At 67.4% G+C, this 25290-nt stretch carries 29 protein-coding genes and 1 tRNA gene; 8 read left to right on the top strand and 22 right to left on the bottom strand.

The window, feature by feature from the left end; translation table 11 throughout:
- Positions 1 to 212 precede the first annotated feature (212 nt).
- From AC1DBE_RS15375 to AC1DBE_RS15450, 16 genes are all read right to left on the bottom strand, one after another.
- Complete coding sequence (locus tag AC1DBE_RS15375; protein ID WP_476971071.1) at positions 213 to 1376, bottom strand: flagellar hook protein FlgE; 1164 nt, start codon at positions 1374 to 1376, stop codon at positions 213 to 215.
- Between the two features lie 30 nt (positions 1377 to 1406).
- Positions 1407 to 1841, bottom strand: coding sequence for a flagellar hook assembly protein FlgD (locus tag AC1DBE_RS15380; protein WP_476880485.1), 435 nt, complete (start codon positions 1839 to 1841; stop codon positions 1407 to 1409).
- 17 nt (positions 1842 to 1858) lie between these two features.
- The gene (locus AC1DBE_RS15385; RefSeq protein ID WP_476971072.1) at positions 1859 to 3412 is read right to left on the bottom strand and encodes a flagellar hook-length control protein FliK; all 1554 of its coding nucleotides are present in this window, start codon (positions 3410 to 3412) and stop codon (positions 1859 to 1861) included.
- A gap of 5 nt (positions 3413 to 3417) precedes the next feature.
- The gene (locus AC1DBE_RS15390) at positions 3418 to 4119 is read right to left on the bottom strand and encodes a C40 family peptidase (RefSeq protein WP_476971073.1); all 702 of its coding nucleotides are present in this window, start codon (positions 4117 to 4119) and stop codon (positions 3418 to 3420) included.
- A complete protein-coding gene (locus tag AC1DBE_RS15395) occupies positions 4116 to 4550 on the bottom strand; it encodes a flagellar FliJ family protein (RefSeq protein WP_476879351.1) in 435 nt (144 codons plus the stop codon). Before AC1DBE_RS15395 ends, AC1DBE_RS15390 begins: the two co-directional genes overlap by 4 nt.
- The gene (locus AC1DBE_RS15400) at positions 4547 to 5875 is read right to left on the bottom strand and encodes a FliI/YscN family ATPase (RefSeq protein ID WP_476971074.1); all 1329 of its coding nucleotides are present in this window, start codon (positions 5873 to 5875) and stop codon (positions 4547 to 4549) included. Before AC1DBE_RS15400 ends, AC1DBE_RS15395 begins: the two co-directional genes overlap by 4 nt.
- A complete protein-coding gene (locus AC1DBE_RS15405; RefSeq protein ID WP_476879353.1) occupies positions 5872 to 6525 on the bottom strand; it encodes a FliH/SctL family protein in 654 nt (217 codons plus the stop codon). Before AC1DBE_RS15405 ends, AC1DBE_RS15400 begins: the two co-directional genes overlap by 4 nt.
- Entirely contained in the window at positions 6515 to 7531 is a 1017-nt protein-coding gene (fliG, locus tag AC1DBE_RS15410; RefSeq protein ID WP_476971075.1) for a flagellar motor switch protein FliG, read from the bottom strand. Before fliG ends, AC1DBE_RS15405 begins: the two co-directional genes overlap by 11 nt.
- On the bottom strand, positions 7528 to 9138 hold the full coding sequence (gene fliF, locus AC1DBE_RS15415) for a flagellar basal-body MS-ring/collar protein FliF (protein WP_476971076.1): 1611 nt from the start codon (positions 9136 to 9138) through the stop codon (positions 7528 to 7530). Before fliF ends, fliG begins: the two co-directional genes overlap by 4 nt.
- Positions 9138 to 9443, bottom strand: a complete 306-nt coding sequence (gene fliE / locus AC1DBE_RS15420) for a flagellar hook-basal body complex protein FliE (protein WP_476879356.1) — start codon at positions 9441 to 9443, stop codon at positions 9138 to 9140. The genes fliF and fliE overlap by 1 nt, the downstream gene beginning before the upstream one ends.
- A complete protein-coding gene (locus AC1DBE_RS15425) occupies positions 9443 to 9835 on the bottom strand; it encodes a flagellar basal body rod protein FlgC (RefSeq protein ID WP_476879357.1) in 393 nt (130 codons plus the stop codon). The genes fliE and AC1DBE_RS15425 overlap by 1 nt, the downstream gene beginning before the upstream one ends.
- Positions 9835 to 10176 (bottom strand): flagellar basal body rod protein FlgB, encoded by a 342-nt coding sequence (gene flgB / locus AC1DBE_RS15430; RefSeq protein WP_476971077.1) that lies wholly within the window; start codon positions 10174 to 10176, stop codon positions 9835 to 9837. The genes AC1DBE_RS15425 and flgB overlap by 1 nt, the downstream gene beginning before the upstream one ends.
- 190 nt (positions 10177 to 10366) lie before the next feature.
- Complete coding sequence (locus AC1DBE_RS15435; RefSeq protein ID WP_476879359.1) at positions 10367 to 10756, bottom strand: hypothetical protein; 390 nt, start codon at positions 10754 to 10756, stop codon at positions 10367 to 10369.
- Positions 10749 to 11258 carry a flagellar export chaperone FliS gene (gene fliS, locus AC1DBE_RS15440; protein ID WP_476879360.1) on the bottom strand — a complete coding sequence of 170 codons (510 nt, stop codon included), beginning with the start codon at positions 11256 to 11258 and terminating at the stop codon, positions 10749 to 10751. The genes AC1DBE_RS15435 and fliS overlap by 8 nt, the downstream gene beginning before the upstream one ends.
- Positions 11258 to 12586, bottom strand: coding sequence for a flagellar filament capping protein FliD (fliD, locus tag AC1DBE_RS15445; protein ID WP_476971078.1), 1329 nt, complete (start codon positions 12584 to 12586; stop codon positions 11258 to 11260). The genes fliS and fliD overlap by 1 nt, the downstream gene beginning before the upstream one ends.
- Positions 12587 to 12776: 190 nt before the next feature.
- A complete protein-coding gene (locus tag AC1DBE_RS15450; RefSeq protein WP_476971079.1) occupies positions 12777 to 13652 on the bottom strand; it encodes a flagellin N-terminal helical domain-containing protein in 876 nt (291 codons plus the stop codon).
- Positions 13653 to 13945: 293 nt separating this feature from the next.
- On the opposite strand from AC1DBE_RS15450, the gene AC1DBE_RS15455 reads away from it, so the two are divergent.
- Genes AC1DBE_RS15455 through AC1DBE_RS15470 form a run of 4 tightly spaced genes read left to right on the top strand, consistent with a single transcriptional unit; the run spans position 13946 to position 17184 of the window.
- Positions 13946 to 14431: a flagellar protein FlgN gene (locus tag AC1DBE_RS15455; RefSeq protein ID WP_476971080.1), complete on the top strand. Its 486-nt coding sequence runs from the start codon at positions 13946 to 13948 to the stop codon at positions 14429 to 14431.
- A gap of 10 nt (positions 14432 to 14441) precedes the next feature.
- Positions 14442 to 15872, top strand: coding sequence for a flagellar hook-associated protein FlgK (gene flgK, locus AC1DBE_RS15460; RefSeq protein ID WP_476971081.1), 1431 nt, complete (start codon positions 14442 to 14444; stop codon positions 15870 to 15872).
- Between the two features lie 2 nt (positions 15873 to 15874).
- Positions 15875 to 16798 (top strand): flagellar hook-associated protein FlgL, encoded by a 924-nt coding sequence (gene flgL / locus AC1DBE_RS15465; protein ID WP_476971082.1) that lies wholly within the window; start codon positions 15875 to 15877, stop codon positions 16796 to 16798.
- Positions 16795 to 17184: a flagellar assembly protein FliW gene (locus AC1DBE_RS15470; protein WP_476880527.1), complete on the top strand. Its 390-nt coding sequence runs from the start codon at positions 16795 to 16797 to the stop codon at positions 17182 to 17184. Before flgL ends, AC1DBE_RS15470 begins: the two co-directional genes overlap by 4 nt.
- 16 nt (positions 17185 to 17200) lie before the next feature.
- On the opposite strand, the gene AC1DBE_RS15475 is transcribed toward AC1DBE_RS15470, so the two are convergent.
- The 3 genes from AC1DBE_RS15475 to AC1DBE_RS15485 form a co-directional block, all read right to left on the bottom strand.
- Positions 17201 to 17761, bottom strand: a complete 561-nt coding sequence (locus AC1DBE_RS15475; RefSeq protein WP_476971083.1) for an AMIN-like domain-containing (lipo)protein — start codon at positions 17759 to 17761, stop codon at positions 17201 to 17203.
- 264 nt (positions 17762 to 18025) lie between these two features.
- The gene (locus tag AC1DBE_RS15480) at positions 18026 to 18328 is read right to left on the bottom strand and encodes a DUF4193 domain-containing protein (RefSeq protein WP_056741192.1); all 303 of its coding nucleotides are present in this window, start codon (positions 18326 to 18328) and stop codon (positions 18026 to 18028) included.
- A gap of 200 nt (positions 18329 to 18528) precedes the next feature.
- Positions 18529 to 19005 (bottom strand): GyrI-like domain-containing protein, encoded by a 477-nt coding sequence (locus AC1DBE_RS15485; protein WP_476971084.1) that lies wholly within the window; start codon positions 19003 to 19005, stop codon positions 18529 to 18531.
- A 104-nt stretch (positions 19006 to 19109) separates the two neighbouring features.
- On the opposite strand from AC1DBE_RS15485, the gene AC1DBE_RS15490 reads away from it, so the two are divergent.
- Positions 19110 to 19736, top strand: coding sequence for a TetR/AcrR family transcriptional regulator (locus AC1DBE_RS15490; protein ID WP_476971085.1), 627 nt, complete (start codon positions 19110 to 19112; stop codon positions 19734 to 19736).
- Positions 19737 to 19900: 164 nt separating this feature from the next.
- Here the strand turns inward: AC1DBE_RS15490 and AC1DBE_RS15495 are convergent.
- Positions 19901 to 19974 (bottom strand) — tRNA-Thr (locus AC1DBE_RS15495).
- Positions 19975 to 20122: 148 nt separating this feature from the next.
- A complete protein-coding gene (locus tag AC1DBE_RS15500) occupies positions 20123 to 21013 on the bottom strand; it encodes a DsbA family protein (RefSeq protein ID WP_476971086.1) in 891 nt (296 codons plus the stop codon).
- Between the two features lie 269 nt (positions 21014 to 21282).
- On the opposite strand from AC1DBE_RS15500, the gene AC1DBE_RS15505 reads away from it, so the two are divergent.
- On the top strand, positions 21283 to 22692 hold the full coding sequence (locus AC1DBE_RS15505; RefSeq protein WP_476971095.1) for an alpha,alpha-trehalose-phosphate synthase (UDP-forming): 1410 nt from the start codon (positions 21283 to 21285) through the stop codon (positions 22690 to 22692).
- Complete coding sequence (gene otsB, locus AC1DBE_RS15510; protein WP_476971087.1) at positions 22682 to 23494, top strand: trehalose-phosphatase; 813 nt, start codon at positions 22682 to 22684, stop codon at positions 23492 to 23494. The genes AC1DBE_RS15505 and otsB overlap by 11 nt, the downstream gene beginning before the upstream one ends.
- 10 nt (positions 23495 to 23504) lie before the next feature.
- On the opposite strand, the gene AC1DBE_RS15515 is transcribed toward otsB, so the two are convergent.
- On the bottom strand, positions 23505 to 23915 hold the full coding sequence (locus tag AC1DBE_RS15515; protein ID WP_476880067.1) for a VOC family protein: 411 nt from the start codon (positions 23913 to 23915) through the stop codon (positions 23505 to 23507).
- A gap of 246 nt (positions 23916 to 24161) precedes the next feature.
- Here AC1DBE_RS15515 and AC1DBE_RS15520 point away from each other — a divergent pair, with 246 nt between their 5' ends.
- Positions 24162 to 25244, top strand: a complete 1083-nt coding sequence (locus AC1DBE_RS15520; RefSeq protein WP_476880068.1) for an ABC transporter ATP-binding protein — start codon at positions 24162 to 24164, stop codon at positions 25242 to 25244.
- Positions 25245 to 25290: the final 46 nt, after the last annotated feature.

Genomic DNA, 25290 nt, shown 5'->3' on the forward strand with positions numbered 1-25290 from the left:
ACGCGCCGCGCCGACACGCCGGGCAGCAGCCAGAACCGACATCCCGCCGCACACCAAATCAAAGAACTCAGTCCGGGAATCCAAGGAAAATACGTTGCCCATCAAACGCTCCATCTTTCAGAGCGTTGCAACGACCCTATGACTTTGCCGGGCTCATGCCAGCCATAAGTGATAGGGCAACCGGGGTGGGGCGGGGTTGGGGCGCGGCTTAGTTAGCGCTTGAGCTGGGTCAGCTCCTGCAGGACCTCGTCGGAGGTGGTGATGATGCGGGCGTTGGCCTGGAAGCCGCGCTGAGCGACGATCAGGTTGGTGAACTCCTGGGAAAGGTCCACGTTGGACATTTCCAGCGAGCCGCCGGCCAGGGTGCCGATGCCGGGGTCGCCCGCGGCGCCAAGCTGGACGTTGCCGGAGTTGGCGGTGGCGACGTAGGAGGAGCCGCCGGCCTTTTCGAGGCCTGCGGGGTTGGTGAACTTGGCGAGGGCGATCTTGGCCAGGACCTGCTTGGTGCCGTTGCTGAAGGACCCGATGAGGGACCCGTCGTTGCCGAGGGTGAAGGACTCCAGCTTGCCCGCCGGGGTGCCGTTCTGGCCGCTGACGGTCAGCGAGCTCATGCCGGCGTAGGAGGTCACCTGGCTCACGTCGAGGGTCTTGCCGGCAACGTTGAGCTTGCCCGGGGACGTCAGCTGGCCGTTGGTGAACTTCATCGAGTCGGCGATGGTTGCGCCGCCGTCGGTGGAGACACCCCAGCCGCCGGGCTGCTGGACGAAGGTAAGGGTGAGGTTGCTGGGGGCACCCACGCTGTCATAGACCTTCACAACGCGGTCGAACGACGCCGACCCGGCCTCGGCGGGGAGGTTCCCGTCGAGCGTCACCGTGGTGGTGGGGGTCGCGATCATGGTGTTCGGGTTCAGCGTGATGTTGCCGATGGCGCCGGCCTGGTTGACGACGCCGCTGTTGTTAGCGGTCCAGCCCTGCAGGATGCCGCCATCCGGGCTGACCAGCTGGCTGTTGGCGTCGAAGGTCATGGATCCCGCGCGGGTGAAGAGCTGCTGGCCGCCCTTGCTGGTGACGAAGAAGCCGTCACCGGAGATCATCATGTCCGTAGCGCGGCCGGTGCTCTGCGACGAGCCCTGCGCGAAGTTGGTGCTGACGCCGGCGACGCGGACGCCAAGGCCGATCTGCGCCGGGTTGCTGCCGCCGGTCTGGCCCTGCGGCGCGGAGGCCCCCTGGGTCATCTGGGACAGGGTGTCCTGGAACTGGGTGGAGGAGGCCTTGAAGCCGGCCGTGTTGACGTTGGCGATGTTGTTACCGGTGACATCCAGCATGGTCTGGTGGGCACGGAGGCCGGAGATTCCGGAGTACAGCGAGCGGAGCATGGGAACTGCCTTTCTGCGGGAGGAAACGGGTCAGGGAGCGGCCGGCGCGGTCAGGCCGGTGATGGAGTCGAGGGGAACGGAAAGCTGGCCGATTTTGACGGCCGGTACGGCGCCGGCAAAGGACACGGAGCTGGCGATGCCCGAGCCGGTGGTGCCGTCGGCGAGGGTGTAATCGACCGAGTGGCCGATGAGCTGGGACGCGGCCGACCGCATCTGGAGGGAGAATCCCTCCTTGCTGTTGGTGGTCAGTTCGGTCATTTTTTCCATCATGGACAGCTGGATGGTCTGGGCCATCATCTGGTTCGTGTCCATGGGGGCGCTCGGGTTCTGGTTCTTCAGCTGGGTCACGAGGAGGGTCATGAAGACGTTGGCGTCCATGGTCTGCACGGGTGCCCGGACGGCGGTGGCCGCCGGGGTCGCGCCCGCGGCCGTCACCGGCTGGGGAACGATGGGCTGGATTGTCATGAGTCGGATTCCTTCGGTCAGACGAGAATGTCGAGGGTGGTTTGGGGGCCGGCCAGAATGGTGGCGTTACGCAACGTCGACGCATCGGCCAGGGCATCCCAGCGGTGTCCGGGGCGCGGTTCGCCGGGGGCCTTCCGCCCTCCCGAGCCACCGCCGGCGCCGCCGCTCTGTGAGGCGTCGCGGCCGGCTGCTTGCTGGGCGTCCTGCCGGGCGTCGTTGCCCTGGCCCAGCGGGCCGCTGTGGTCCGAGACGTCGAGGCTGGCACCGAAGCCGGACCCTGCGAGTTCCTTGCGCAGTTCAGGAAGGATCCCCCGCAGCGCCTCGCGGCCGGCGTCGCCCGGGGCGAACAGTTCGATCCGCACCCCTGCAGCGTCGATGTGCGCCCGGACGGTCATCGGTCCGAGGTCCTCGGGGCTGACTTTCAGGGTCATGATGTGCTGCCCGTGCGGTGCACCGGCGAGCGTGAACAACGGCTTGGCCAGCTGCGGGGTGAGCGCCGGCTGCTGCGCCGGCACCGGCGCGGGAGCGGCCGCAGGTGCCGCCTGGCCGGTGGCCGGGGAGGGAGCCGCCGTCGTGGTCACGGCTGCGGCACCGGCTGTTGCGGAAACGTCGACGGCGGGCGCCGCCTGGGCAGCCTGGAGGCCTTCCGTCGTGGCGCCGGAAGTCCGCCCGGCGGGCCGGGTGGCGGCTGAAATGCTGGCCGCCCCGGTCGCGACGGCGGTAGCGGCCGGCGTCGTCGTGGCCGCGGCAGGATTGCCGGGGGCCACAGCCGGGGCAGCAACTGCAGTAACGGGAACGACGCCGGTGTCACCGCCAGCAGCTGGAAGGTGGAGGTCCGGAGCGCCGGAGCCCTGCGGCTGCGCAGCCGGGGCAGCGGCCTTGGGGAGCCCGGTAGCCGGCTGCTGGGCTGCCCCGGCCGCCTCAGCAGGTGCCGGGACAGGCGCCGCGGCCGCCGTCGGAAGGCTTGCCGTGACCGCGGGGCCGGACGCCGTAGCAGCCGGCGCGGGGAATACGACGGCAGCGGGCTGACCAACGAGGCGGGGGTCGGCCGACGCCGGGGCGGCAGCCCCAAGGGAAACGCCGGAAGCCATTGTGGCGGGGTTCCCGGCCTGCAGGACCGTGCCCTGGGAGCCGGCTGCCGCGGGTGTGTCCTGCGCTGCCACCGGGGGCGTCTGGATGGCTGCGGCGAATTGTGCGGAGGCTGCCAGGATCCCGGCATCGCCGGCAGGGGCCGCGGCGGCGCCGGCAACGGCCGGAACGGCGGCGGGAGCCGCGGAAGCGGAACCCACGGCCGCGGGGCCGGCGGCAACCGGGGCGTCCTCCGTAGGCGCGTCAGGGTGCGCCGGGGCCTTGGAGCCCTTGCCGTCGGACGCAGGCTTGGCAGCCCTGGCCGCGGACGAACCCGACGGCGTCGGGGACGCCGCCTCCTGGGTCACGGCCTCGCCAAGGACGGACCCGAAGCTCCCGGCGCCGGCAGCCGGCCCGTCGGACCGGGCACGGCTCCCCTGCTGGGCACCGCGGGTCTGCGCGGGCTGAGCGGCGAGCGCGGACGCTACGTCCAGCGCAGCCATGCCCTTCACGAGGCACCGCCCGCGGGGACGATCCGCCGGATGGACGTGAGGTTGGATTGCTGCTCCCACGCGTCCCGGATTTGGATGGTCTTGCCGGGGACGGGAGCGTCGATGGCCTTGCCGTTGCCGAGGTAGATGGAGATGTGGTTCCCGCCGAAGCTCACCAGCAGGTCCCCGGGTTTGGCCTCGGCGAGGGACGCCACCGGGGTCCCCTGCTTCATTTGGTCGCTGACCACGCGGGGCAGTTCAACGCCGAGGTCCTTGAAGACCCGCTGCGTGAAGCCGGAGCAGTCCATCCCGGTGGCAGGGTTGGTCCCGCCCCAGACGTACGGCACGCCGATGTACTTCTTGGCCATGGCCACCACGTCGGTTCCGGTCGCGGTGCCCGCCGGAACGGACGCGGTGGTGGCAAGGGAAGCGGGTGCGGCGAGGCCGGCCAAGGCGTCAAGGCCGGTGGTGCCGCCCAGTCCCAGGCCCCCGGCGAGCGTTGAGGAGTCAGTTCCGGAGGTCGCGGTGCCGCCGCCGAGGGCGGCGGTGAGTGCGTCGGTGAAGGAACCGGCGTCGCCGGTGCCTGTCCCGGTCGCGAGGGACGCCGTCGCCGCGGACTTCAGCGCCGCGGCGCTGCTCTCGGCCTGCGCGGGACGGGTGAGTTCAGCGATCATCGACTGGATGCCCTGCATCCGGCCCAGTGCTTCGGTCATGCTCATGAGCGGACCTGCTGTTCATCCCGGTGCCAGATCGTCGAGGAGATTTCGTCCAGCGTGGACTGTTCTGCCCGCAGCTCGGCGGTGTTCACCTCGGCGTTGTGCCGGGCCTGGAGCTTTTCAAGCCCCACGGACCGGGTCCGCGCGGCGATGAATTCGTCACGGGCAGCGGCCTCGTCCGTCTCCGCGACGCGGGCCAGGTTCTGCAGGTCCGCGAGCATGCTGTGCGATGCGGAGCGGGACGCGGCGACGGCGCGCAGCGACGCGGAGCTGACAATGTCATCGTCGGCGGCGGAGAGCTGGCGGCGCGCGGAGGCTTCCCGGGCCCGGACGGAGCTGGACCGGGACCGGGCACGGGCGAGCCCGGACGCGGCCTGGTCCTGCTGGATCTGGCGGAGGCGCAGCAGCCCCGCGAGCGAAAATTGCCGGCTCATGCCGCGGCTCCCAAGATCGAAGCGAGGTGGTCCAGCTGGCGCCAGGACTCGGGGTGGGGGGTGGACTCGTCCATCGGCTGCTGGAGGAAACCGCTGACGGAATCCTCGTGGGCCAGTGCAGCATCCACCAGGGGGTTGGTCCCGGCCTGGTAGGCGCCGACGTCGATCAGGTCCTGGGCGGACTTGCGGGCGGCGAGAACCCTGCGCAGCGTGGACGCCGCGTCGAGGTGCTGCCGGGCGTTGACTTTCGTGGCGACGCGGGAGACGGAGCCCAGGACGTCCACCGACGGGAAGTGCCCGGTGACGGCGAGTTTCCGGTCCAGCACCACGTGGCCGTCCAGGATGGACCGGGCGGCGTCGGCAATGGGTTCGTTGTGGTCATCCCCATCCACCAGCACTGTGTAGATGCCGGTCACGGAACCGGTTTCGGCGGTGCCTGCACGTTCCAGCAGCCGCGCGAGGATGGAGAAGGTCGACGGCGGGTAGCCGCGGGTGGCGGGCGGCTCGCCGGCGGAGAGGCCGATCTCGCGCTGGGCCATGGCCACGCGGGTCAGCGAGTCCATCATCAGGACGACGTCCTGGCCCTGGTCGCGGAACGATTCGGCGATGCGGGTGGCGGTGAAGGCGGCGCGCATACGCATTAGGGCGGGCTCGTCGGAGGTGGCGACGACGACCACGGAGCGCGCCAGTCCAACCGGTCCGAGGTCGTCCTCGAGGAATTCGCGGACTTCGCGGCCGCGCTCCCCCACCAGGGCGATCACGGAGACCTCGGCGTCGGTGCCGCGGGCGATCATGGACAGCAGCGAGGACTTTCCAACACCGGAGCCGGCGAACAGCCCCATCCGCTGGCCCTTGCCCAGGGTGGTCATGGTGTCCAGCACGCGGACGCCGGTCTGCAGCGGGGTGTCGATCCGGGCGCGTTTCATGGCGTTGGGGGCTTCATTGTCGATCGGCACGCGGGGGCCGCTGACCAGCGGGCCCTTGCCGTCGATCGGGCGGCCCAGGCCGTCGATGACGCGGCCGAAGAGCCCGGCGCCGGTGGGCACCAGGACGGTGCCGCCCTTGGCGCGGACGGGGTCGCCAGCGGCGACGCCGGCGAGGCGTCCCAGCGGCATGCAGCGCACGGCGCCGTCGAGGGCGGCCACTACCTCGGCGTCGAGCCCGGGGTTTTCACCCACGGTGACGAGGTCTCCGAGTGCGCAGTCCAGGCCGGACACCTCCAGGCCCAGGCCCATCACGGAGGTGACGGTGCCGACGCGCTGTGGCGCCGCGGCGGCGAGGGCGGCGGCGAAGTCGTCGCGCTTCGGGCGCCACTGCGCGATCATGGCCGGCCGCCGTCGGTGTCCGTGGACCCCTGCTGGTCCCCCAGCAGGGCAGCCTTCGCTCGGGCCAGGGCGGTGCCGAGGCTGGCGTCGAGCCACCCCTGCTGGTATTCGACCTTGGCGTCGCCGCGCTGCAGGGACGGGTCCGCGAGCAGCGGGAGGCCGGCCGGGGTGTCCTGGCCTTCCTTTGTGAGCACGTCGATGTCGGCGGGGTGCAGCCGGATGGCCAGCACCGCGGCGGCGTCATTACCCGACAGGGCACGGGCCAGGGCGGCACGGGCGGTCCGGGTTCCCTCGGCCAGTTCGTAGCCCAGGATCGCCTCGGCGAGCTCCAGCGCCGTGCGGGCGAGGACTTCCTCGGCGTCGTGCAGGGCCTGGACGTTGCGGTGCGCGAAGTCGGTCCGGGCCACGGCCAGGGCACGGACCGCACGGTCCAGGTCCTGCTGCCCGGCGGCCAGTGAGGCAGCCTGTTCGGCGGCCATCCGGTCACGCCAGCGCCGCTGTTCCTTCGCGGCGGCCCGGACACCCGCGGCGTAGCCGGCAGCATGGCCCTCGGTGTAGCCGGCCTGCTCGCTGGCCGGCCCGCTGGAGCGCAGCGAGGGGAAGATGATGCGCGCGGGCGGGCTCCCGACGGCTGTCGGGTCAGTAGACATAGTCTTCTTCGTCCCCGCGCTGGATGGTGATCTGGCCCTCGGCCTCGAGCTCGCGGATGGAACGGACGACGGCGGCCCGCGCCTCCTCGATCTGGGAGGCGCGCAGCGGACCCAGGGCCGCGATCTCGGATTCGAGGATCTCGAGGTTGCGGCCGGAGACGTTGGTGGTGATGGTTTCCAGCACCGGTTCGGAGGCACCCTTCATGGCCACGGCGAGCACGGACGCGTCCAGGCCGCGGAGCACCAGCTGCACGTCGCGGCGTTCGAGCTTGACGATGTCGTCAAACGTCACCATCTGCGCGCGGATTTCCACGGCAAGGTCCGGATCGAGCAGGTCTAGGCCGTCCAGGACCGAGCGTTCGGTCCCGGCGTCGGTGCGGTTGATGATTTCCAGCAGCGGCTGGATGCCGCCCACCACCTTGGAGGCCTGCTGCGAGACGGCGGCGCCGCCACGGAGCTTCAGGGTGTCCGCGACGATGCCGATCGCCTCGGGCGCGCCGGAACCCATCGTGGCGATGCTGAGCGCGACGTCGGCCCGGAGCGAGCCGGGGAGCCCGGACATCACGGCGGAGGCCTTGCGGGGGCTGAGGTGGGCCAGGACCAGGGCGATGGTCTGCGGCAGTTCGCCGTCGATCAGCGCCAGGATCTGCACCGGTTCGATGTCTTCGAGGAATTCAAAGGACTTCCCCGCCATGTTCACGGTCAGCCGGTTGATCAGCCCGGCCGCCTTCTCCGATCCGAAGGAGGCCTCCAACAGGCCTTCGGCGAGCTCCCGGCCGCCGCGGGCCTGCCTTGGGCTGCTCAGGGCGGCCTCGTGGAAGTCCTTCATGATCTGTTCGGCGACCTCGGGGTCCACCTTGCGGAGCCGGACGATTTCGGCGGCGATTTCCTCCGCCTCGGCGTCGGTGAACTGTGCCATCACCCGCGCCGCGTTGGGCGGGCTCATCTGCATCAGGACGACGGCGGCGCGCTGGGTTCCGGTGAGGGTCGCGTCGGCAAGTTTCATACCGGCTGCCTGTCATCCATGAGGCCGCGGAGGTAGTCCGCTGCTTTTTCCGGGTTGGCGGCGACCATGTTGTCGATCTCCTGCATCCGGCGTTCGGCCTCGAGCACCTCCAGGGGCGGTGCGGGCAGCGGCTGCAGCGGGAGCGCTGCCAGCGGGATCGCGGACGTCGCAGGGGCGTGGTCGAAGGCCGTGACCGCGGGGACCGGCGGGAGCAGGTCCAGGCGTTCGCCGAGGTCGACGGGTTCGCGCTTCTGACGGCGGCGCAGGATCACGATGATGACCAGCGCCAGGATCAGCAGTCCCAGCAGGATACTCCCGGCGGTAACCAGGGTGGCGAAGAACGCCTGCTGCTTCTGCGCGTCAAGGTCTGCCTTGGCCGCGTCGAGCGAGGCCTTGGCCTGGTCCGCCGCAGCGGTGCTGAACGGGATAACTTCGACCGTGACGACGTCGCCGCGGGCCTTGTCCACGCCGGCGGCGGAGGTGACCAGGGCCGTGAGCGAGCCGACGTTCAGCCCGCCCGCAGCCGCCTGGCTGACGGCCACCGAGATGGTCTGGCGCTTGATCGCGCCCGGCGGGATGACCCGGTCCTCGGTGACCTTGTTGACCGCGTTGTTCTTGGTCGCCGTGGTGGAGTCGAAGGTGCCGTTGCCGCTGGTGCCGCCGGGGACGGCGATGTTGTCCGGGCCGAGGACGCCTGCGGCGCCACCGGCACCGCCGCTGTACTTTTCGCTCTTGGACGATTCGCTTAGCGGCAGGGCGCCGGGGGTGTTGGAGAAGGTTTCGCTCTTTTGCTGCGCGGATTCGCCGGTGACATCCGCGGCGACGGCCACGGTGGAGTTGCCCGGGCCCACCACGCGGTCCAGGACGGCGCGGACGGCGTCGCCGGTGCGCTGCTGATAGTCGGCGGCCTGCTTGGACGAGGATCCGGCGGCGCCGCCGCCCACGGTGGAGAGGACGTTGCCCTGCGAGTCCACCACGGAGACGTTGGCAGGCTTGAGGTTCTCGATCGCCGCGGACGTCAGGTGCACGATGGCCTGCACCTTGTCACCGGTCAGGGTGACGCCGGGCGCCGTCTCGATGAAAACGGACGCGGTGGTGTCCGGGGTCTTGGAGACGAAGACCGTCTTTTCCGGGATGGCAAGCCGGACCGCAGCGGTCTTGACGCCGTCCATGGCGGAGATGGTGCTGGCCAGTTCGCCTTCGAGGGCACGCTTGTAGGTGACGGACTGCTGGAATTCAGAGGACGTGACGCCCATTTTGTCCAGCAGCGAGTAGCCCGTGGCGGCGGCAGTCGGCAGGCCCGCGGCCGCAGCCTTGAGCCGCTCGTCGTAGACCTTTTCCTGCGGGACGAGGATGGTGGCCCCGCCGTCGCTGAGCTCGTAGGGGACGTTGTCCTTTTTGAGCTGGTCCACGATTCCGCTCGCGTCGGCGCTCTTGAGGCCGGAGAACAACGGTGTCAGGGCGGGCCGGGTCAGCCAGGCGGAGAGCGCCACGATTCCGACCACCAGCAGCGCGGCACCAATAACGGCCAGCGTGCGCTGGCCGGTGGTGAAGCCTTTGAGGCCGGCGCCGAAGCGCTGGAAGAAGACAGTAATCTGCGGAGGCATCAGGCCTGCATCCTCATGATCTCGTTGAAGGCGTCAACGCCCTTGTTGCGGACGGTGGCGACGAGCTCCAGGGTGATCTGGGCCCGGCTCGCCGCGATGGTGGCGTTGTGGATGTCGTCGAGGTTGCCGGTCACGGCAGAGACAGCGAGCTGTTTCGACGTCGACTGCAACTGCTGGAGGTTGTCCACGGCGCCCGTGAGGGACGTGGCGAAGCCGGAGCCGTCCGTGGCGGCCACGGAGGAGGCCCCGGAGAGGTAGTCGGTGGGGAGGACGCCCTGGACCGGTGCGATCGGGGATACAGGCATCAGGATTTTCCAATCTCAAGGGCGGCGAGGTAGGTCTCGCGGGCTCGGTCCACAACTTGGGCGTTGGCCTGGTAACCACGCTGGGCGATGATCAGGGCGCCCATCTGCTCGGCCATGTCGATGTCCGGGTATTTCACGTTGCCGTTGGCGTCGGCCAGGGGGTGGTCCGGCTGGTAGACGATCCGGCCGGCGCCGCTGCCGAGCGGGGTGCTTTTGACGTACACGCCGGTCCCGTTCGCACCCTCGGTCGCCTCCACGTACTTGGCGCGGAACGCGGGACCGCTGGTGCGGGAGGCGTTGTTCATGTTGGCGAGGTTGTCCGAGACGGCGTCAAGCCACTTGCGGTGCACGGTCAGGGCCGAGCCGGCGATACCGATTGCGTCGAAGGTCATTAGCTGGTCCTCATTGCCGCGCGGACGGCGCTGAATTCCCCGCCGATGGCCCGTGCAGCGAACTGGAAGCGCAGCACGGTGTCAATGTTCGAAAGGGTTTCCGTGTCCAGGTTGACGTTGTTGCCGTTGAGCTGGGTGGGCTCCAGCGATGCCGCCGTCGTGGCCTCAACGTGACCGTCACCGGACTGCACGGACGCCGCCAGGGCATCTTCGAAGCTGACACGCTGCGCATGGTAGTTCGGCGTGTTGACGTTCGCGATGTTGTTCGCGATGGTGCGTTGGCGCAGCGCCAGCCCGTCCATGGCGCTGGCCAGGGCTGCGGAAGTCACGGATTCGAGCACAGAGTCCTGCCTGGGGATTTGTGGGGTGGCCGATCCGTGGCCGATAAATGAGCGATCCGTGCTCTTACTGTGGTTATCGGCACTGTTCAGCGCCGCGTTAGGAGAAATTGTGAAACGTTTGTTGGCGTTTTTTAGCGGGCCGTGGCAGCGGCTGCAAAAGTGCCGTACGACGGCGGAAATCCGGGCGGATTCAGCCGTTGACGTCGAGGTAGATGGCGCCCGAGGGCGTGCCGACGCCGGGAACCGAACTCACGGCGTGCAGTTGCCGGGCTACGTCCTGTTTTGCCATTTCCAGGCGCCGCGCCACCCGCTCCTGGGCTGCTGAGAGGGCCATCGCCCGGCGCCGCGCCGCCGGCGGCAGGGGACGGAGGTGTGACGGCGGGGACCAGCGTTCCACCGGGAGCGCGGCCACGGGCTGTTCGGGAGCGGACAGGGGTCCCAGCGGGTCCTTGAGTGTCTTCTCCGCGGCGTTCACGGCCATCTCCAGCACGTCCAGTACAAGGGACCACGCAGCGAGGGCGGAATCACCCGAGGACGGTTCCTCCGCGGCGTGGTCTACCAGGGGAACCGACTCAGCCAAAACCGAGGCTCCCGTTGGCGTTGCCTGGAGCCGACGCCCACGCGCCGGCTGAGGCGAAGGCGGACGACGCCGGTGCCGGCGCCGCGGGGGGCTGGGCGGCAGGGATCGCCGCCGCGGCCTCGTGCCACGCCTGCCGAAGCGGCTCGAGCAGGTCGATCGCTTCCCGGGTCAGCCCCGCGTCCCGCTGGATATTGGCGTTGACGAGGGCCGTGAAGGCGTAGTTGTAGAGGCCCAGCAGCCCGTCCGCACCGTCCCAGGCATCGGTCTTGAGCGATGAAATCAGTTCGGCGATGATGGCCTGGCCGTGCAGGAGGTTCTCCGAGGCGACGGGCCAGTTGGCGGCCTGCTGGGCCGTTTCGGCGCGGCCGAGATCCAGCAGGAGCCGGTCGTACAGCATGGTCAGGAGGCGGGCCGGGGGCGCGGAGAGAACCGAGTCTGCAAGGTACTGGTTGCGCTGGGCGGCGCCGCCGTAGCCACCGGAGTTGAAGGGCGAACTGGTCATTACTTGGCGCTCCCGCCGGAGAGGCCAGCCAGCTGGGACGTGAGCCAGGTCTGCTGGGCTTTCATGTTGCTCATCGCCACCTCAAGGGCCGAGTACGTGCTTTTCAACGTTGCCTGCCGGGAGGCCAGACGGGTATCCCAGTCACTGATCCGGTCCGCCAGGTCACGGACCTCGGACTGCTGCCCGGTGATCTGGGTGGTGAGTGTGCCGGTGTACTTGTCCGACGCGGCGGTGGCGGCGGCGTTGATCCGGCCGGCGAGTTCCTGCACCTTGGCAGCGGTACCGGCCGGGTCGGCGGCCAGGGCGGCGCCGAACTTGGTGGCGTCGAACTCCATGGTGCCGGTCTTGGTGATGCTGATGCCGACTTCCGACGGCGACCGGGGCGGTGTGCCGACCGGCAGCGACGCAGCGGAGAGGATGTTCTGGTTGACCGAGCGCACCGTGCTGTCCCCGGCGAAGACCCCCGCGGAGGTGGTGGTGCCACTGGTGTTCGTGGTGGTGCTGACGGCGCTCTTGCTGGCCACCAGCGCGAAGATCCCGTTCACGCCGTCCACCAGGTCCGAGGCAACCTTCGTGATGCCGGCATCGTCCCGGGAGACGGTGAGGGTCACGGGAGCGGGGGTCAGATCCTTGGCGGTGATGGTGACGCCGGGGAGGAGCTTGGTGAAGGTGTTCGTCGCCGACGTCACCGTCTGGGCGGCCGTGGTGCCGGGCCACAGCGAGATCTCGGCGTCCTGGGCAGCCTTGACGTCGGTAAACGTGGTGCCGGGGTCGGTGATGGTGAACGCACCCGCGCTGCCGGATTTGGTGGCGGTGAACTGGAGACGGAAATCTCCGCCGCCCACGTCCACTTTGGTTGCCGTCACGCCGGCGCCGGCAGCGTTGACGGCGGTCACGACGTCGTCGAGGTTGTTGGACGCGGGGGTGATCGTGTAATCCTTGCCGCCGCTGTTAATCGTCATGGTGGTGTAGGGCCAGCCGGTTACGGCGTTGACCTTGGGCGTCACCGTGACCTGGGTCTGCGCCAGCTTGGTGACCTGGAAGTCGATGGAACCGGCTGTTGCGGCCGCGGTGGTGGTGGCCGTGACCTTGTCACTGGTCGTGGCCGCGGTGGTCAGGTCAAGGGCCCCGGGTTTGGCCGCGGCTGCGGCCTGCGTCGCCAGCGTGGCGACCTGGCCGTTGAGCCCCTGGAGCGCGGAGACCATGGACTGGATGTCGTAGGACTTGTTCTTGAGCAGCGTCTGCGGGAGCGCCTCGGACTGCATGATGGAGCTGATAAGGGCGGTGGTGTCGAGCCCGCTGGCCAGTCCGTCGAGTGAGATTCCCATCGCTGCCTCTCCTTAGCTATCAAGAACATTCGTTGGTGCTGCTGTTTTCGCAGCATCGGTGTTGCACGTAAGGGCCGGACGATGGTTTTGCCATCGTCCGGCCCTTCCGCAGTGTGGTGATCGGGGGTGTCTCTTCGTCCGATCAGGGTGGCAGCCGGGCGCTCAGGACTGCCTGACTGCCGGGTCAGGCCTAGCGCAGGAGCGAAAGAACGCCCTGGCTGGACTGGTTAGCCTGGGCCAGCATTGCGGTGCCGGCCTGGGACAGGATGTTGGCCTTGGTGAACTTGACCATTTCCTGAGCCATGTCGACGTCTGCGATGCGGGACTGAGCGGCCTGCAGGTTCTCACCGGCAACGTTCAGGGATTTGATCGTGTGCTCGAGGCGGTTCTGGGAAGCACCCAGATCGGAGCGCTGCACGGAAATTGCAGTGATTGCCTTGTCCAGGTTGGAGATCGTCGTGGCGGCCGTTCCCGAGTCCGTTACGTCAAAGCCAGTACCAGCCGTGTCGCCATCAGTTGCAACAAATGCCGTGACATCGGTGGCCGACGAGCTCAAGTCACCAAGCGACACCTTGATTTTATTGATCTGGTCCGTGGCAGCAGCGTCTCCACCGGTTCCGACCTGGATATCCAACGTAGGCTTTGAGCCGTCGAGGAGATTGATCCCATTGAAGTTGGTCGATTCCCGGATTCGGTACAGTTCCTTGGAAAGCCCGTCAGCTTCCTTCTGGATTGCGTTACGTGCATCGGTGTTGTTCGTGTCGTTCGCACCCTGGACAGCGAGGTCACGCATACGCTGCAGGATGGAGTGGACCTCGGTCAGGGCGCCTTCAGTCGTCTGGATGACCGAGATGCCGTCCTGGGCGTTGCGGGCGGCCTGGGCTGAACCGGAGACCTGTGCCTTCAGGCCCTCGGAGATGGACAGGCCTGCTGCGTCGTCGCCGGCGCGGTTGATGCGCAGACCGGTGGACAGCTTCTCCAGGGACTTGGAGAGATCGGTCTGGGTGTTGTTGAGGCTGCGGTACGAGTTGTTCGCCGCGAGGTTGTTGTTGATAACGAAGCCCATGGTATTTCCTCCGTGATGTGGGACTGTAAGCGATGGCCCATCCGTGGGCCTTCAGGAGTAGTTATCGCCATCCCTGACGCTGAGGTAAGGAAAAATCCAAAATTCTTTTCAGGTTTCTCCGCCGTGAATTTTCCGCCTGTTATCAGGCTTATTCCTGCTAACGGGTGCGGAAACCCTGCCGATAGTTTGTACGAAGCCTGCTGAAGGCCGCATCATCCGCACGATGCATATCCCGCCTCACCAGCACACGAGTCGTCCGCATCATTCGCACATTTAAGGGAGCCGCACGGACCATGGCCATCCACGAACTTTCCGCCCTGCTGTGGCGGGAGCGTGAACTCCTGGACGTTCTGACGTTCAAGCTGGAGGAAGAGCAGCTGCTTCTCACCTCCGGCAAGTCCCGCTGGCTGCCGCACGGCACACGCGAAGTGGAACAGGTCTTGGGGCACCTTTCCCAGGCCAGCCTGGCCCGGACAATCGAGGCCGCCGTCGTCGCCGAGATGTGGGGCTTGCCCACGGACGCCACCCTCGGCGAACTCGCTGCGGCAGCGCCCGAAGGTGCGTGGGCAGAAGTGCTCACGGCTCACCTGACTGCGCTGACCCGCCAGACCGCCCTGATTAAGGAACTGCGCGACGCCAATGAGCAGTACTTGCGCACGGCGGTCCGCTCCACCCAGGAGTCGCTCGCAGATCTGCGCCCGGCCACGGCTGGCACCTACGACGCTCACGGCAAGACCGGAGACTCTGCCGGCTCCCGCATCTTCGACCAGCAATTCTAAGGAAGCGACCATGAGCACCTTCGGCGCCCTGAACACCGCATATCGTGGATTGACTGCCGCCCAGCAAGGCATGAACGTTGCCGGCCAGAACATCGCCAACGCTGCCACGGAGGGCTACACCCGCCAGCGGGTCCAGCAGTCCGCGATCGGCGCTCCGGCCCCCGGGATGTTCAGTAACGGTGTCGCCCAGACCGGCCAGGGTGTCTCCGTGGATGCCATCGCTCGGCTCGGCAGCAGCGTCTTGGACGCCAGTGTGCGCTCCGCGAGCGCGCAGGCAGGCTACGCCGGCATGCGTTCCACCGCGCTGCAGGGCATTGAAGGCATCCTGCAGGAACCTGGCGACAACGGCATTTCAGCCGCTCTCCAGGGGTTCTGGTCCGCGTGGCAAGGCGCCGCGAATCAGCCAAACGATGACGGGCCCAAGGGACTGCTGCTGAATGCCGCCAATTCCCTCACGGAGAAGATTTCCTCCGGCTACCGGGCCCTTCAGGGTCAGTGGAGCAGTGTTCGCGCCCAGGCGGCCGACGCTGTGGCCGTCGTAAACTCCGCAGCAAATCAGATGGCGGCCTACAACGCCACCATCCGCTCCACCCTGGCCTCTGGCGGATCCGCGAACGAGCTGATCGACGCCCGCGCGAAGCTCACCGATACCATCTCCCGCCTGGCCGGCGGCACGGTGCGCGAGCAGCCGGACGGAACCGTGGACGTCCACATCGGCGGCAACGCCCTTGTGATGGGCACTTCGGTCCGGGAACTGGAACTCTCCGGCAGCCAGACCGGGGATACCCTCGGGTCCACCGTGCAACTCCTTTGGAAGGACCCGGCGGGAGTGGCCTCGTCCGACGGCGGTGAAATCGCTGGCGCCCTCTCGGTGCTGGCCCCGGCCGCCGGCGGCAACGGAGGCGCCATCGCCGAGGCGGCGGAGTCCTACAGCAAGCTCGCCAATGCCTTGGCCACGACCGTCAACGGAGTGCACACGCAAGGACAGCTTCCCGACGACGCCTCAGGCAACCCGGGAGCCATTGGTCGGGAATTTTTTACCTTCAGCAGCGCAGGCCCGGCGGCCCTTAACCTCAATGCACCGGCCAACACCAGTGGTATTGCACTGAAGGCGCAGAACTCGGGCGCCCTCGACACCAGCATCGCAGACGCGATTTCGCAGCTCGGGACGGGTCCGGCCTCCCCGGACAAGACCTGGTCGGGTATTGTCACCGGCATCGGTGTGCAGTCCCGCGGGGCGCAGCAGCAGGAAGCGCTTACGTCCGCAGCGCAGGTCTCGGCAGTGACCGGCCGGGCATCACAGGCGTCCGTGAGCCTGGACGAGGAAAACGTCAACCTTCTCACCAATCAGCACGCCTACCAGGCCGCGGCGCGCGTCATGACGGCGGTCGACGAGGCCCTGGACGTCCTGATTAACCGCACCGGACTGGTAGGAAGGTAACCATGCTGAACCGGGTAACGAACCTGACCATGAACGCGAACGCCCAGCGCACCCTGCAGTTCCAGCAGGCCAAGCTGGCCGAGCTGCAGGAAAAGGCCACCTCGCTCAACAAGATCTCGCGCCCCTCGGACGATCCCGCCGCCACGGCCCAGGCCCTGGCGACGCGGTCGCTCCAGGCAGCCAATGCTCAGTACGGCCGGAACATAGATGACGGCAACACCTGGCTCACGGCCGCGGACTCCGCCCTGGAGCAGGCCACGAACGTGATGCGCCGGGTCAAGGACCTGACCGTGATGGCCGGCAATGGCTCGCTGAACCAGTCCGGCAAGGACGCTATCGCCGCAGAGCTGGAATCCCTCAACCAGGACTTGGTTTCGATCGCCAACTCGCAGCACCTGGGCCGCAACATTTTTGCCGGTAGCTCCGAGAAACCGGGCGCCTTCACGCCCGGCACCCCACGTGATCCTAAAATCCCCGGCGACACGGGTACTCCGCCGACGTTCAACGGGACCGGCGCCAATCCGGTGGATCGCCGGATCAGCGCCACCCAGACGGTGCGTGTGGATGCCGATGGCGCAGGGATTTTCGGCGACGGCACCGGTTCCGTATTCGACGTCGTGAGCAAACTCGCGGCAGACCTGCGCACCGGTACGGATATCTCCCCGCGAGTGGCCGACGTCGACACGGCTTTTCAAAACATCGTCAACGGCCGTGCTGAAATTGGAACACGGCAGGCACAGCTGGAACGTGCCGGCAACGTCAACACCGAAATGGAGGCTTCCTTGGACGCCCAGCGGACCGGGATTGAAAAAGCTGACCTCGGCAGCGTGATCATGGACCTGAAGCTTCAGGAAACCAACTATCAGGTGGCACTGGCCGCTACGGCCAAAGTCCTCCAGCCCACACTGATGGACTTCCTGCGATGAACTCCGTCCTCAGCAGCACGCCGGTCACTTTCACCGCGCCCATGCCCGGCCTGGAGAGCGTGCACGACTTTGCCCTGCGTAATATCGACAGCGCTCCGGGCCTCTTCGCCCTGGAGTCCGCCGCCGCACCGGTCCGGCTGTTCCTCGCGGACGCTGCCGTGTTCGTTCCCGGCTACAAACCGGCCGTTCCCGCCGCTGCGTTGGAGGCCCTGGAGCTCGACGGCGGCGAAGCACCCCTGGTGCTTGTCGTTATCAACCACTCCCCCGCAGCCACGACGGTGAACCTGATGGCCCCCATCGTGTTCAACCCGGCCACCCGGCGGTGCACCCAGCTTGTGCTGGACGGCAAGGAGTACCCGCTGCGGGCGGAACTCGGCGCGCTGTAGCGCGGACCGCCGTCGTTCACCAGAAGTGGGCGACGTCGATGACCAGCCGTGACCCGGAACCGGGACCGTCAAGCATGAAGATACGGAAGGGCAGCCGCGCGCGCACCCCGATGCCCAGGCTGCTGTAGCCTTCGAAGCTTCCCGCCCACGCAACTTGGCGGAAGGTCTGGTAACCGGCCACGTTGCTCAGCTCGGACTTGTTGGCCGGGTTGTAGGTGGCTTTGCCGTTGGAGTTGTACGCGGGCGCGTTGGCCGTGACCTGGATGAAGGCCTGGCCCCGGAGGGATACCGGCAGTCCGGAACCGTCCTGCACCACCTGGGGCACGTAACGCACGGAGTAACCGGCCGCTTTGCCGTTCAGGTCGATGACCAGGCGGTCGAAGCAGTAGTGCTGGCCGGTCCGGATGTTCACCACGTTTGCCTGGCTCATCCCCGGTTTGGCTTTGGCCAACGAGCCCCAGGCGAGCCCGCAATAGGGAGCCGCGGCCGCCGGCCCCGGTGCCACCAGTCCCAGGCCTGCAGCCATCAACACGGCCACCAGCCAGACGGTCAATCGCTTCCCTTGGAACCGTGCCATCACGCAGCCCCCTTAGCTCAACCTGACACTTCAAGGGTAGGAGTGTGCACTGCCGTTGACGAGGGCCGAAAGGCATCGGCGCCCAACCGTTAGCGGACAGCGCGCTTGGTCACGATTGCAACATCGAAGCCACCGTTTGCGGGCTCCCGGAATACTCCCGACACAGCGAAGCGCCGGCCCCTCGCGGGAATCCGGCGCTTTGCAGTGAGTAAATCGAAGTTGTTGAATCGATCCCGGGGAGCCGGGCTCGAACGTGGAAGGGATTTAGCCTTCGCAGTCGCGGCAGTACTTGAGGCCGTTCTTTTCCTTGGCGACCTGGGACCGGTGGCGGACCAGGAAGCAGGAGGAGCAGGTGAATTCATCGGACTGCTCCGGAACAACAATGACCGTCAGTTCTTCGCCGGAGAGATCGGCGCCGGGAAGGTCAATACCCTCGGCGGTGTCGTTCTCGTCGACGTCGATAACAGCAGTCTGGGCGCCGCCGCCACGGGACGCCTGAAGGGCCTCCAGCGATTCAGCGGGGGACTCTTCTTCTGTCTTGCGTGGGGCGTCGTAATCGGTAGCCATAGCGGGGTTCACTTTCGTTGCTGCACAGCGCCATTTCAGGCACCTCAGTGAAGCAGTTTAGGGCATCATGCTTGGAGTTGAAGAATAGTGTGTTCAAAGCGACATTCCGCGTCGCAAAGCCGCATAACTCCGGGGTTTCAGGGGTGGGAAACTGCGAGTCGGGTACCGTTTCCTGACGCTGACTCCCAGCCCTTCCCGGGTCAGGCCACCGGCCAAACCACCAGGGTCTTCCATGCCGCGGGATCCGGTTCTGCGGCCGGATCGCTGAGGTAGTACTCCCACATAGCGCCTCCGGGGGTGAGTCCGTCAGCCTGCATCCTGGCCATGACGGCCGCGTAGGTCTCCGGCAGTGAATCGTAGGGACCCCTGTGCATGGCCTGCAGCGCCCGCCCGGCGGGCAGCGTGCCGGCGCCGACGCCGCCTTCCGCACCGCCCGGATACGGTGCAGCGAGCGGGAAGCCGGCTTCGACGTCGACGACGTCCGTGGGCTGGCCCCGATACAGAGCGAACGGCGGCCCTGCCACTTGGACGTTTTGCTGCTGCACGGCCGCCATGACCGCCTTGTAGGCGCGGTCGAAAAATTCGCGGAGGGCGTTCATCGGCACTGTCTCCCGCAGCATGGCCGTCGGCTGTTGCTGAAGCTCGGTGGACTCGATGTCCGGGTTCGTTGCGTTCATAACGCAACACTCCGCCGCGGGGACGGACCGGTCAAGGGCCAAGGTCCCCGGCGGCGGTCCGCTCCGGGTTAGGTAAAAAATGCACTGGTGCATAAAATTGCCCCATGACTGCACGTGGCGCCACAGCGCAAGGACCCTCGCTCCGCGAACGCCAAAAGGATGAGACGTGGACCGCGATCCATGAGGCAGCTTCGGACGCCGCGCTTGAGGGCGGCCTGGCCTCCGCAACCGTTGAGGCCATCGCCGAGCGCTCGGGCATCTCCCGCCGCACCTTCTTCAACTACTTCCCTACCAAGGAAGACGCCATCCTGGGCCTCAAAGAGCCGGCGTTGGCCGACGACGCCGTGGCCGCTTTCCGTGCCGCGAACCGCACACCCGTCGGCGACGCCGCCCACCTGATGGCGGCTGCGATGCGAGCCGCCGGCCTGGGTGGCTCGATGGACATGCGCACGCGCAACGTCTTGATGGCCGTGCCGGAACTGATCACGCGGCTCAAACAGCATGTGACCGAGGTGCAGCAGCTCGTGGAGCCACTGATCGCCGAGCGGCTGGCGGCAGACCCTGCCGTGTCGGCCGGCCAGCCCGACCGGGTGGAAGTGGTGACGCTGCTCGCCGGCACGATCCTCAAGCATGCCTACGCCACCGACGTCGCCGCCGTCGCGGCCGGGGATCCGGCAGCCCTGGACCGTGCCATCGAGGCGTTCCGGGTGGTCTGCCGCACGGAGCTGTAACGCCCCGCAAGCCCCAGCCCCGTTTCGACGGTTCCGTGCCCGCTCGATGCCCCGAGACGTCGAGGCGGCGGGGAACCGTCGAAACGGCGCCCCGGCCAGGGCCGCCAGCCACACAAAAACCCCTCCGCCCCCGGGCAAAATCACCGGAACGGAGGGGCCTTCAGAGCCCCCTGTCGGATTCGAACCGACGACCCCCGCTTTACAAGAGCGGTGCTCTGGCCAACTGAGCTAAGGAGGCAATGCGCCGTCGTCGTCCTGGCCGGAAAGTGCCGGACGCTAAGCGCTAGATAAGGGTAGCCCACGGAGAGCCACCGGTAAAAAACGGTAAAAAGCAGCCCGGCCCCGGACGGATCCGGGGCCGGGCGGCAGGCTGTGGCCGGTGCCGGCTACTTCTTGGCGGTAACTGCGGCCTGCAGGAACTGGTCGAACGGGGTCTGGGCGCTGTCGCCCTTGCCCCACTGCTTGCCGTCGACGAACACGGTGGGCGTGCCGGTGACCCCGATGGCCGCGGCCTCCTGGGTCGTGTATTTCACGTACGGGCGGTAGGTCTTGTCGTCAATGCACTTGTCAATGCTCTTGGCCCCGACGCCGGTCGCCATGGATTTCAGGTCCGCGTCGGAGAGGCCCGCGCTGCCCTCGGCAGGCTGCTTGGCGAAGAGCGCGTCAACGAAGTCAGAGTACTTCTCCGGCGATTCGTTCACCACGCAGGCTGCGGCGTTGGCCGCACGCGAGGAGTAGTTGGTGCTGGAGCGGCTGTCCAGGAAGCCCAGCGGACGGTATTCGACCGTAATCTTCCCCTCGTTGCGCAGCTTGGTGAGGGTCCCGTTGTACTGGGCCTCGAAGTTCTTGCAGACCGGGCAGATGAAGTCGATGTAAAGGACCACCTTGACCGGCTTGCCCGCTTCGGCCTCGGCGCCGGGGGCCTTGACCTCAGCCGGAGGGGTGGCTGCGGGCGAGGGAAGGTCGGAAAGCTTGACGGTGGCTGCGTCCGTCTTGGCGACCCCTGTGTTGGCCAGCAGGGTGACGCCGCCGTGGACGTTGCCGTTGGCCGGAGTGGGGCCGGAATCCGCCACGGGGGCGTTGTTCTTGATGTTGGTGGTGACCACCAGGGCCACGATCACAATGATGGCGACGACGGCGGCCACAATGCCCCAGCCGATGAGCAGCTTGTTGCGTTTGTCTTTCTTCAGCTGCGCCTCGCGGATCTCACGGGCTTTTTCACGGGCCGCGGCGGTGCGCTCCGCTTTGGACTGACGGGGTTCGTTTGCGGCGCTCATAAGTTCCTCGTGTCGATCGGCCTGGGGTGGTCCACAGAGTGGCAACCTCATCATTTTAGGGGAGAAACCCGGGAGCTTGCGCTTTCAAGTTTCCCTCCGTGTGCCCAACGGACGAATAGCACAGAAGATTCCGCCCGGCTAGGGTGGATGAAGGCCACAAGCGACCCCAGGGGGCACCAATGCAAGCAACCGAGAGCGCCGGGCAACGCACCGAGCCCGGCACGGAGAAGCACACGGAAAAGCCGGAATCTGGCGCCAGCTTCGACTTTATGGTCGTGTCCAACCGCATGCCGGTGGACCGCTGCTCGCCGGATGAGCCCGGCTGCGAGGACGGATGGCGCCGCTCCCCCGGCGGCCTCGTGACCGCGCTGGCTCCGATGATGACCAAGACCGACGGCGCGTGGGTGGGCTGGCACGGCGCCCCGGACGAGCACCTCGAGCCTTTCAGCCACGGCGGCATAGACCTCATTCCCGTCCAGCTCAGCACGCGGGACATTGAGCTCTTCTACGAGGGCTTCTCCAACGCCACGCTGTGGCCGCTCTACCATGACGTGATTGCACCGCCGGAGTTCCACCGCGCCTGGTGGGATTCCTACCGGAAGGTCAACAAGCGGTTCGCCGACGCCGTCGTCCGCCATGCCGCCGAGGGTGCCACCGTCTGGGTGCAGGACTACCAGCTCCAGCTGGTCCCCAAGATGCTCCGGGAGGCCCGCCCGGACCTCAAGATCGGGTTCTTCAACCACATTCCGTTCCCGCCGCCGGAGATCTTCGCGCAGCTGCCATGGCGGCACGCGATCATCGACGGCCTGCTCGGCGCGGACCTGGTGGGCTTCCAGCGCAGCAGCGACGCCGGCAACTTCATGCGCTCGGCCCGCCGCTTCCTCGGTGCCAGCGTTAAGCAGCAGCAGGTCCACGTCAAGGGCTCCGACGGCGAAACCACGCACATTGCCCGGGCCCAAGCCTTTCCGATCTCCATCGACGTCAAGCAGATCAGCGAACTGGCGCAGAAGCCGGAGATCATCGAACGCGCCCAGCAGATCCGCCGCGACCTCGGTAACCCGAAGACCATCCTGCTTGGCGTCGACCGGCTGGACTACACGAAGGGCATCCGGCACCGCCTCAAGGCGTACGAGGAACTCCTTCAGGACGGCAAAGTCACCGTCGAGGACGCCTCCCTGATCCAGGTGGCGAGCCCCAGCCGCGAGCGCGTCGAACAGTACCGCCTGCTGCGCGAGGAAGTCGAGGGCACCGTCGGCCACATCAACGGCACGTACGACACGATGCAGAACACCGCCGTCCGCTATCTGCACCACAGTTACCCGATCGAGGAGATGGTGGCGCTGTACCTGGCCGCCGACGTGATGCTGGTGACCGCCCTGCGCGACGGCATGAACCTGGTGGCCAAGGAATACGTCACGGCCCGGACGAACAATGACGGCGCCCTGGTGCTGAGCGAATTCGCGGGAGCCGCGGACCAGCTCAAACAGGCGCTCCTGATGAACCCGCACGACATCGACGGGCTCAAGGACACCATCATGCGGGCGGTCAACATGGAACCCGCGGAGGCCGCACGCCGGATGCGGGCCATGCGCAAGCAGATCCTGGACCACGACGTCGACCTCTGGTCCGCCGACTTCCTGCGGGCCCTCCAGGAAAAGGTGGTGCGCGATGACTCCTGAGCCCAACCCCGCCCAGGCGAAACTCTCGCTCTCCCCCGAACTGCTCGACGCCGTCCGCCGCGTCGCCGGAACGGAGGAGCTGCTGATCGCCATGGATTTCGACGGCACCATGGCCCCGCTGGTAGACCACGCGGCGGACTCCCGGTCACTGCCCCGGTCCGCGGCCGCTTTCGCGGCCCTGGCCGCACTCCCGCGGACGACGACGGCGCTCATCTCCGGCCGCGCCTTGGACAGCCTGCGGGCCACGGCCGCACCGCCGGAGCAGACCCTGCTGATCGGCAGCCATGGCGCGGAAGCCTGGATGGGTCCGGGCTCAACTGAGCTGCAGCTGGACGATGCCCAGCGGGAACGGCTGCGCGAGGTGCGGCAGATCCTCTCCGAAATCGTGGACCAGGCGCCCGGAACGCTGCTGGAGGACAAGCCGGCCGGCGTGGTGCTCCACACCAGGCTCGCCGCCGATGACGTGGCCGAAGATGCGGTGGCGGCCGCGAAAGCCGCCCTGCAGGACCGCGCGGAGGTCTTCCTCAAGACCGGAAACCGGGTGCTGGAAACCTCGGTGGTTCACGCGTCCAAGGGCGATGGGATCACCTTCCTCCGGCAGGCCACCGGAGCCACGGCCGTGGTCTTCGCCGGCGACGACACCACGGATGAGGACGCCCTGGGCAGCCTCGTCCGCGGGGACCTGGGCGTCAAGGTGGGCCACGATTTCACCCAGGCGGAATTCCGGGTGGAGGCTCCCGCTCAGATCTCCGAACTGCTAGAGGCGCTGCTGCGCGAGCGGTCCAAGGCCGTCGGCAGCTGACGCCTGCCGGCTAGTTGGCCGAAGCGTCGGGCTCGTAACCGATGAGCCAGTGGAGGCCGTGCCGGTCAATAACCTGCCCGTCCGACGCGCCCCAGGGCTTGGGCGCCAGCGGATCGACCACCCGGCCGCCGTCAGCAAGCCGGTCGAACCATTCGTGGAGGACCGGGGGCTCGGCCGTTCCCAGCAGCGAGAGCATGAGGCCCTCGAGCCGGACGCTCTTCTCGCCGGCCGCCGCGTCCGATCCCGCCAGGGCCACGACACCGCTGAGCTCCCCGTGGGCGATCGCGTCCGGCGGTCCGTCGCTGCGGTTGAACTCCGCGTAGGTATAGAGGGCGAGGTCCCCGCCGAACACATCGGCGTAAAAGCCCAGCGCCTGACGCGCCGTACCGGGGAAACTGACGTAGATCTGCAGGGCTGACATCCGCCCAGCCTACGGTCCCTGGTAAGGAACCTCACCTGTGACATCCGTAACTTTTTCGCCCGGCAATGAAAAATCTGACATACTCTGTATGTGATGTGGCGCACAGCAACCGTGCGGCGTCACTGGATGCTCCTCGGCTTCGGCCGGGGAGCACGCGCATCCGGTTTCGGATGGAACAACTAAATACAAAGAACCATTCACTACGGATCGTCCGGCACGTACCTGCCGGTGAAGGGATTGATAACTGTGGCTACAGTTACTTTTGATAACGCTACGCGTCTGTACCCGGGCACAGAGAAGCCCGCTGTCGACAAGCTCAACATCGACATCGCTGATGGCGAGTTCCTGGTCCTCGTTGGACCCTCCGGCTGTGGAAAGTCCACCTCCCTGCGTATGCTCGCAGGCCTTGAGGATGTTAACTCCGGCCGGATCCTGATCGGCGACCGCGACGTCACCGACGTTCCGCCGAAGGACCGCGACATCGCCATGGTCTTCCAGAACTACGCCCTCTACCCGCACATGACGGTGGCGGACAACATGGGCTTTGCCCTGAAGATCGCCGGCGTCAGCAAGGAAGAGCGCGCAGAGCGGGTCCGCGAGGCCGCCAAGCTGCTCGACCTGGAGCCGTACCTGGACCGCAAGCCGAAGGCACTCTCCGGCGGCCAGCGCCAGCGTGTTGCCATGGGCCGCGCCATCGTGCGTAACCCGCAGGTGTTCCTCATGGATGAGCCGCTCTCCAACCTCGACGCCAAGCTCCGTGTGCAGACCCGCACGCAGATCGCGTCGCTGACCCGCCGCCTCGGCGTCACCACCGTCTACGTCACCCACGACCAGGTCGAGGCCATGACCATGGGCGACCGCGTCGCCGTGCTCAAGGACGGCCTGCTGATGCAGGTTGACACCCCGCGCAACCTCTACGACAAGCCGAAGAACGTCTTCGTCGCCGGCTTCATCGGCTCCCCTGCCATGAACCTCCTCGAACTCCCCGTCGTCGACGGCGGTGTGCAGTTCGGCGGCACCGTTTACCCGGTCCCGCGCGACATCCTCGAAGATGCTTCCGGCTCCACCGTCACCCTGGGCACCCGCCCCGAAGACCTTGAGACTGCACCGCAGGGCGAGGGCCTGCAGGTGGAGGTCGACGTCGTCGAGGAACTCGGCGCCGACGCCTACGTCTACGGCCACACCACCCTTGACGGCAAGGACCACGACATCGTGGCCCGCGTCGACGGCCGGCGCCCCCCGATGAAGGGCGAGACCGTGTGGGTCCGCCCGCAGTCGGGCCACGTGCACCTGTTCGACACCAAGACCGGCCTGCGCCTCGGCGACTAGGCGCTACTTCCGACGGCGGCCCTCCCTCTGGAGGGCCGCCGTCGGG

The sequence above is a fragment of the Arthrobacter sp. 10T416 genome (genome assembly GCF_056394165.1).

Bases quoted from the DNA above. Each gene is read 5' to 3' on its own strand.
- AC1DBE_RS15470 (WP_476880527.1), top strand. From the start codon at position 16,795: ATGAACTCCGTCCTCAGCAGCACGCCGGTCACTTTCACCGCGCCCATG.
- flgK (WP_476971081.1), top strand. From the start codon at position 14,442: ATGAGCACCTTCGGCGCCCTGAACACCGCATATCGTGGATTGACTGCC.
- AC1DBE_RS15515 (WP_476880067.1), bottom strand. From the start codon at position 23,915: ATGTCAGCCCTGCAGATCTACGTCAGTTTCCCCGGTACGGCGCGTCAG.
- fliS (WP_476879360.1), bottom strand. From the start codon at position 11,258: ATGACCAGTTCGCCCTTCAACTCCGGTGGCTACGGCGGCGCCGCCCAG.
- AC1DBE_RS15455 (WP_476971080.1), top strand. From the start codon at position 13,946: ATGGCCATCCACGAACTTTCCGCCCTGCTGTGGCGGGAGCGTGAACTC.
- AC1DBE_RS15390 (WP_476971073.1), bottom strand. From the start codon at position 4,119: ATGAGCATGACCGAAGCACTGGGCCGGATGCAGGGCATCCAGTCGATG.
- AC1DBE_RS15375 (WP_476971071.1), bottom strand. From the start codon at position 1,376: ATGCTCCGCTCGCTGTACTCCGGAATCTCCGGCCTCCGTGCCCACCAG.
- AC1DBE_RS15505 (WP_476971095.1), top strand. From the start codon at position 21,283: ATGGTCGTGTCCAACCGCATGCCGGTGGACCGCTGCTCGCCGGATGAG.
- fliF (WP_476971076.1), bottom strand. From the start codon at position 9,138: ATGCCTCCGCAGATTACTGTCTTCTTCCAGCGCTTCGGCGCCGGCCTC.
- AC1DBE_RS15475 (WP_476971083.1), bottom strand. From the start codon at position 17,761: ATGGCACGGTTCCAAGGGAAGCGATTGACCGTCTGGCTGGTGGCCGTG.
- otsB (WP_476971087.1), top strand. From the start codon at position 22,682: ATGACTCCTGAGCCCAACCCCGCCCAGGCGAAACTCTCGCTCTCCCCC.
- AC1DBE_RS15450 (WP_476971079.1), bottom strand. From the start codon at position 13,652: ATGGGCTTCGTTATCAACAACAACCTCGCGGCGAACAACTCGTACCGC.
- AC1DBE_RS15500 (WP_476971086.1), bottom strand. From the start codon at position 21,013: ATGAGCGCCGCAAACGAACCCCGTCAGTCCAAAGCGGAGCGCACCGCC.
- AC1DBE_RS15480 (WP_056741192.1), bottom strand. From the start codon at position 18,328: ATGGCTACCGATTACGACGCCCCACGCAAGACAGAAGAAGAGTCCCCC.
- AC1DBE_RS15405 (WP_476879353.1), bottom strand. From the start codon at position 6,525: ATGTCTACTGACCCGACAGCCGTCGGGAGCCCGCCCGCGCGCATCATC.
- flgL (WP_476971082.1), top strand. From the start codon at position 15,875: ATGCTGAACCGGGTAACGAACCTGACCATGAACGCGAACGCCCAGCGC.
- fliD (WP_476971078.1), bottom strand. From the start codon at position 12,586: ATGGGAATCTCACTCGACGGACTGGCCAGCGGGCTCGACACCACCGCC.
- AC1DBE_RS15385 (WP_476971072.1), bottom strand. From the start codon at position 3,412: ATGGCTGCGCTGGACGTAGCGTCCGCGCTCGCCGCTCAGCCCGCGCAG.
- fliG (WP_476971075.1), bottom strand. From the start codon at position 7,531: ATGAAACTTGCCGACGCGACCCTCACCGGAACCCAGCGCGCCGCCGTC.
- fliE (WP_476879356.1), bottom strand. From the start codon at position 9,443: ATGCCTGTATCCCCGATCGCACCGGTCCAGGGCGTCCTCCCCACCGAC.
- AC1DBE_RS15485 (WP_476971084.1), bottom strand. From the start codon at position 19,005: ATGAACGCAACGAACCCGGACATCGAGTCCACCGAGCTTCAGCAACAG.
- AC1DBE_RS15490 (WP_476971085.1), top strand. From the start codon at position 19,110: ATGACTGCACGTGGCGCCACAGCGCAAGGACCCTCGCTCCGCGAACGC.
- AC1DBE_RS15380 (WP_476880485.1), bottom strand. From the start codon at position 1,841: ATGACAATCCAGCCCATCGTTCCCCAGCCGGTGACGGCCGCGGGCGCG.
- AC1DBE_RS15425 (WP_476879357.1), bottom strand. From the start codon at position 9,835: ATGACCTTCGACGCAATCGGTATCGCCGGCTCGGCCCTGACCGTGCAC.
- AC1DBE_RS15395 (WP_476879351.1), bottom strand. From the start codon at position 4,550: ATGAGCCGGCAATTTTCGCTCGCGGGGCTGCTGCGCCTCCGCCAGATC.
- AC1DBE_RS15400 (WP_476971074.1), bottom strand. From the start codon at position 5,875: ATGATCGCGCAGTGGCGCCCGAAGCGCGACGACTTCGCCGCCGCCCTC.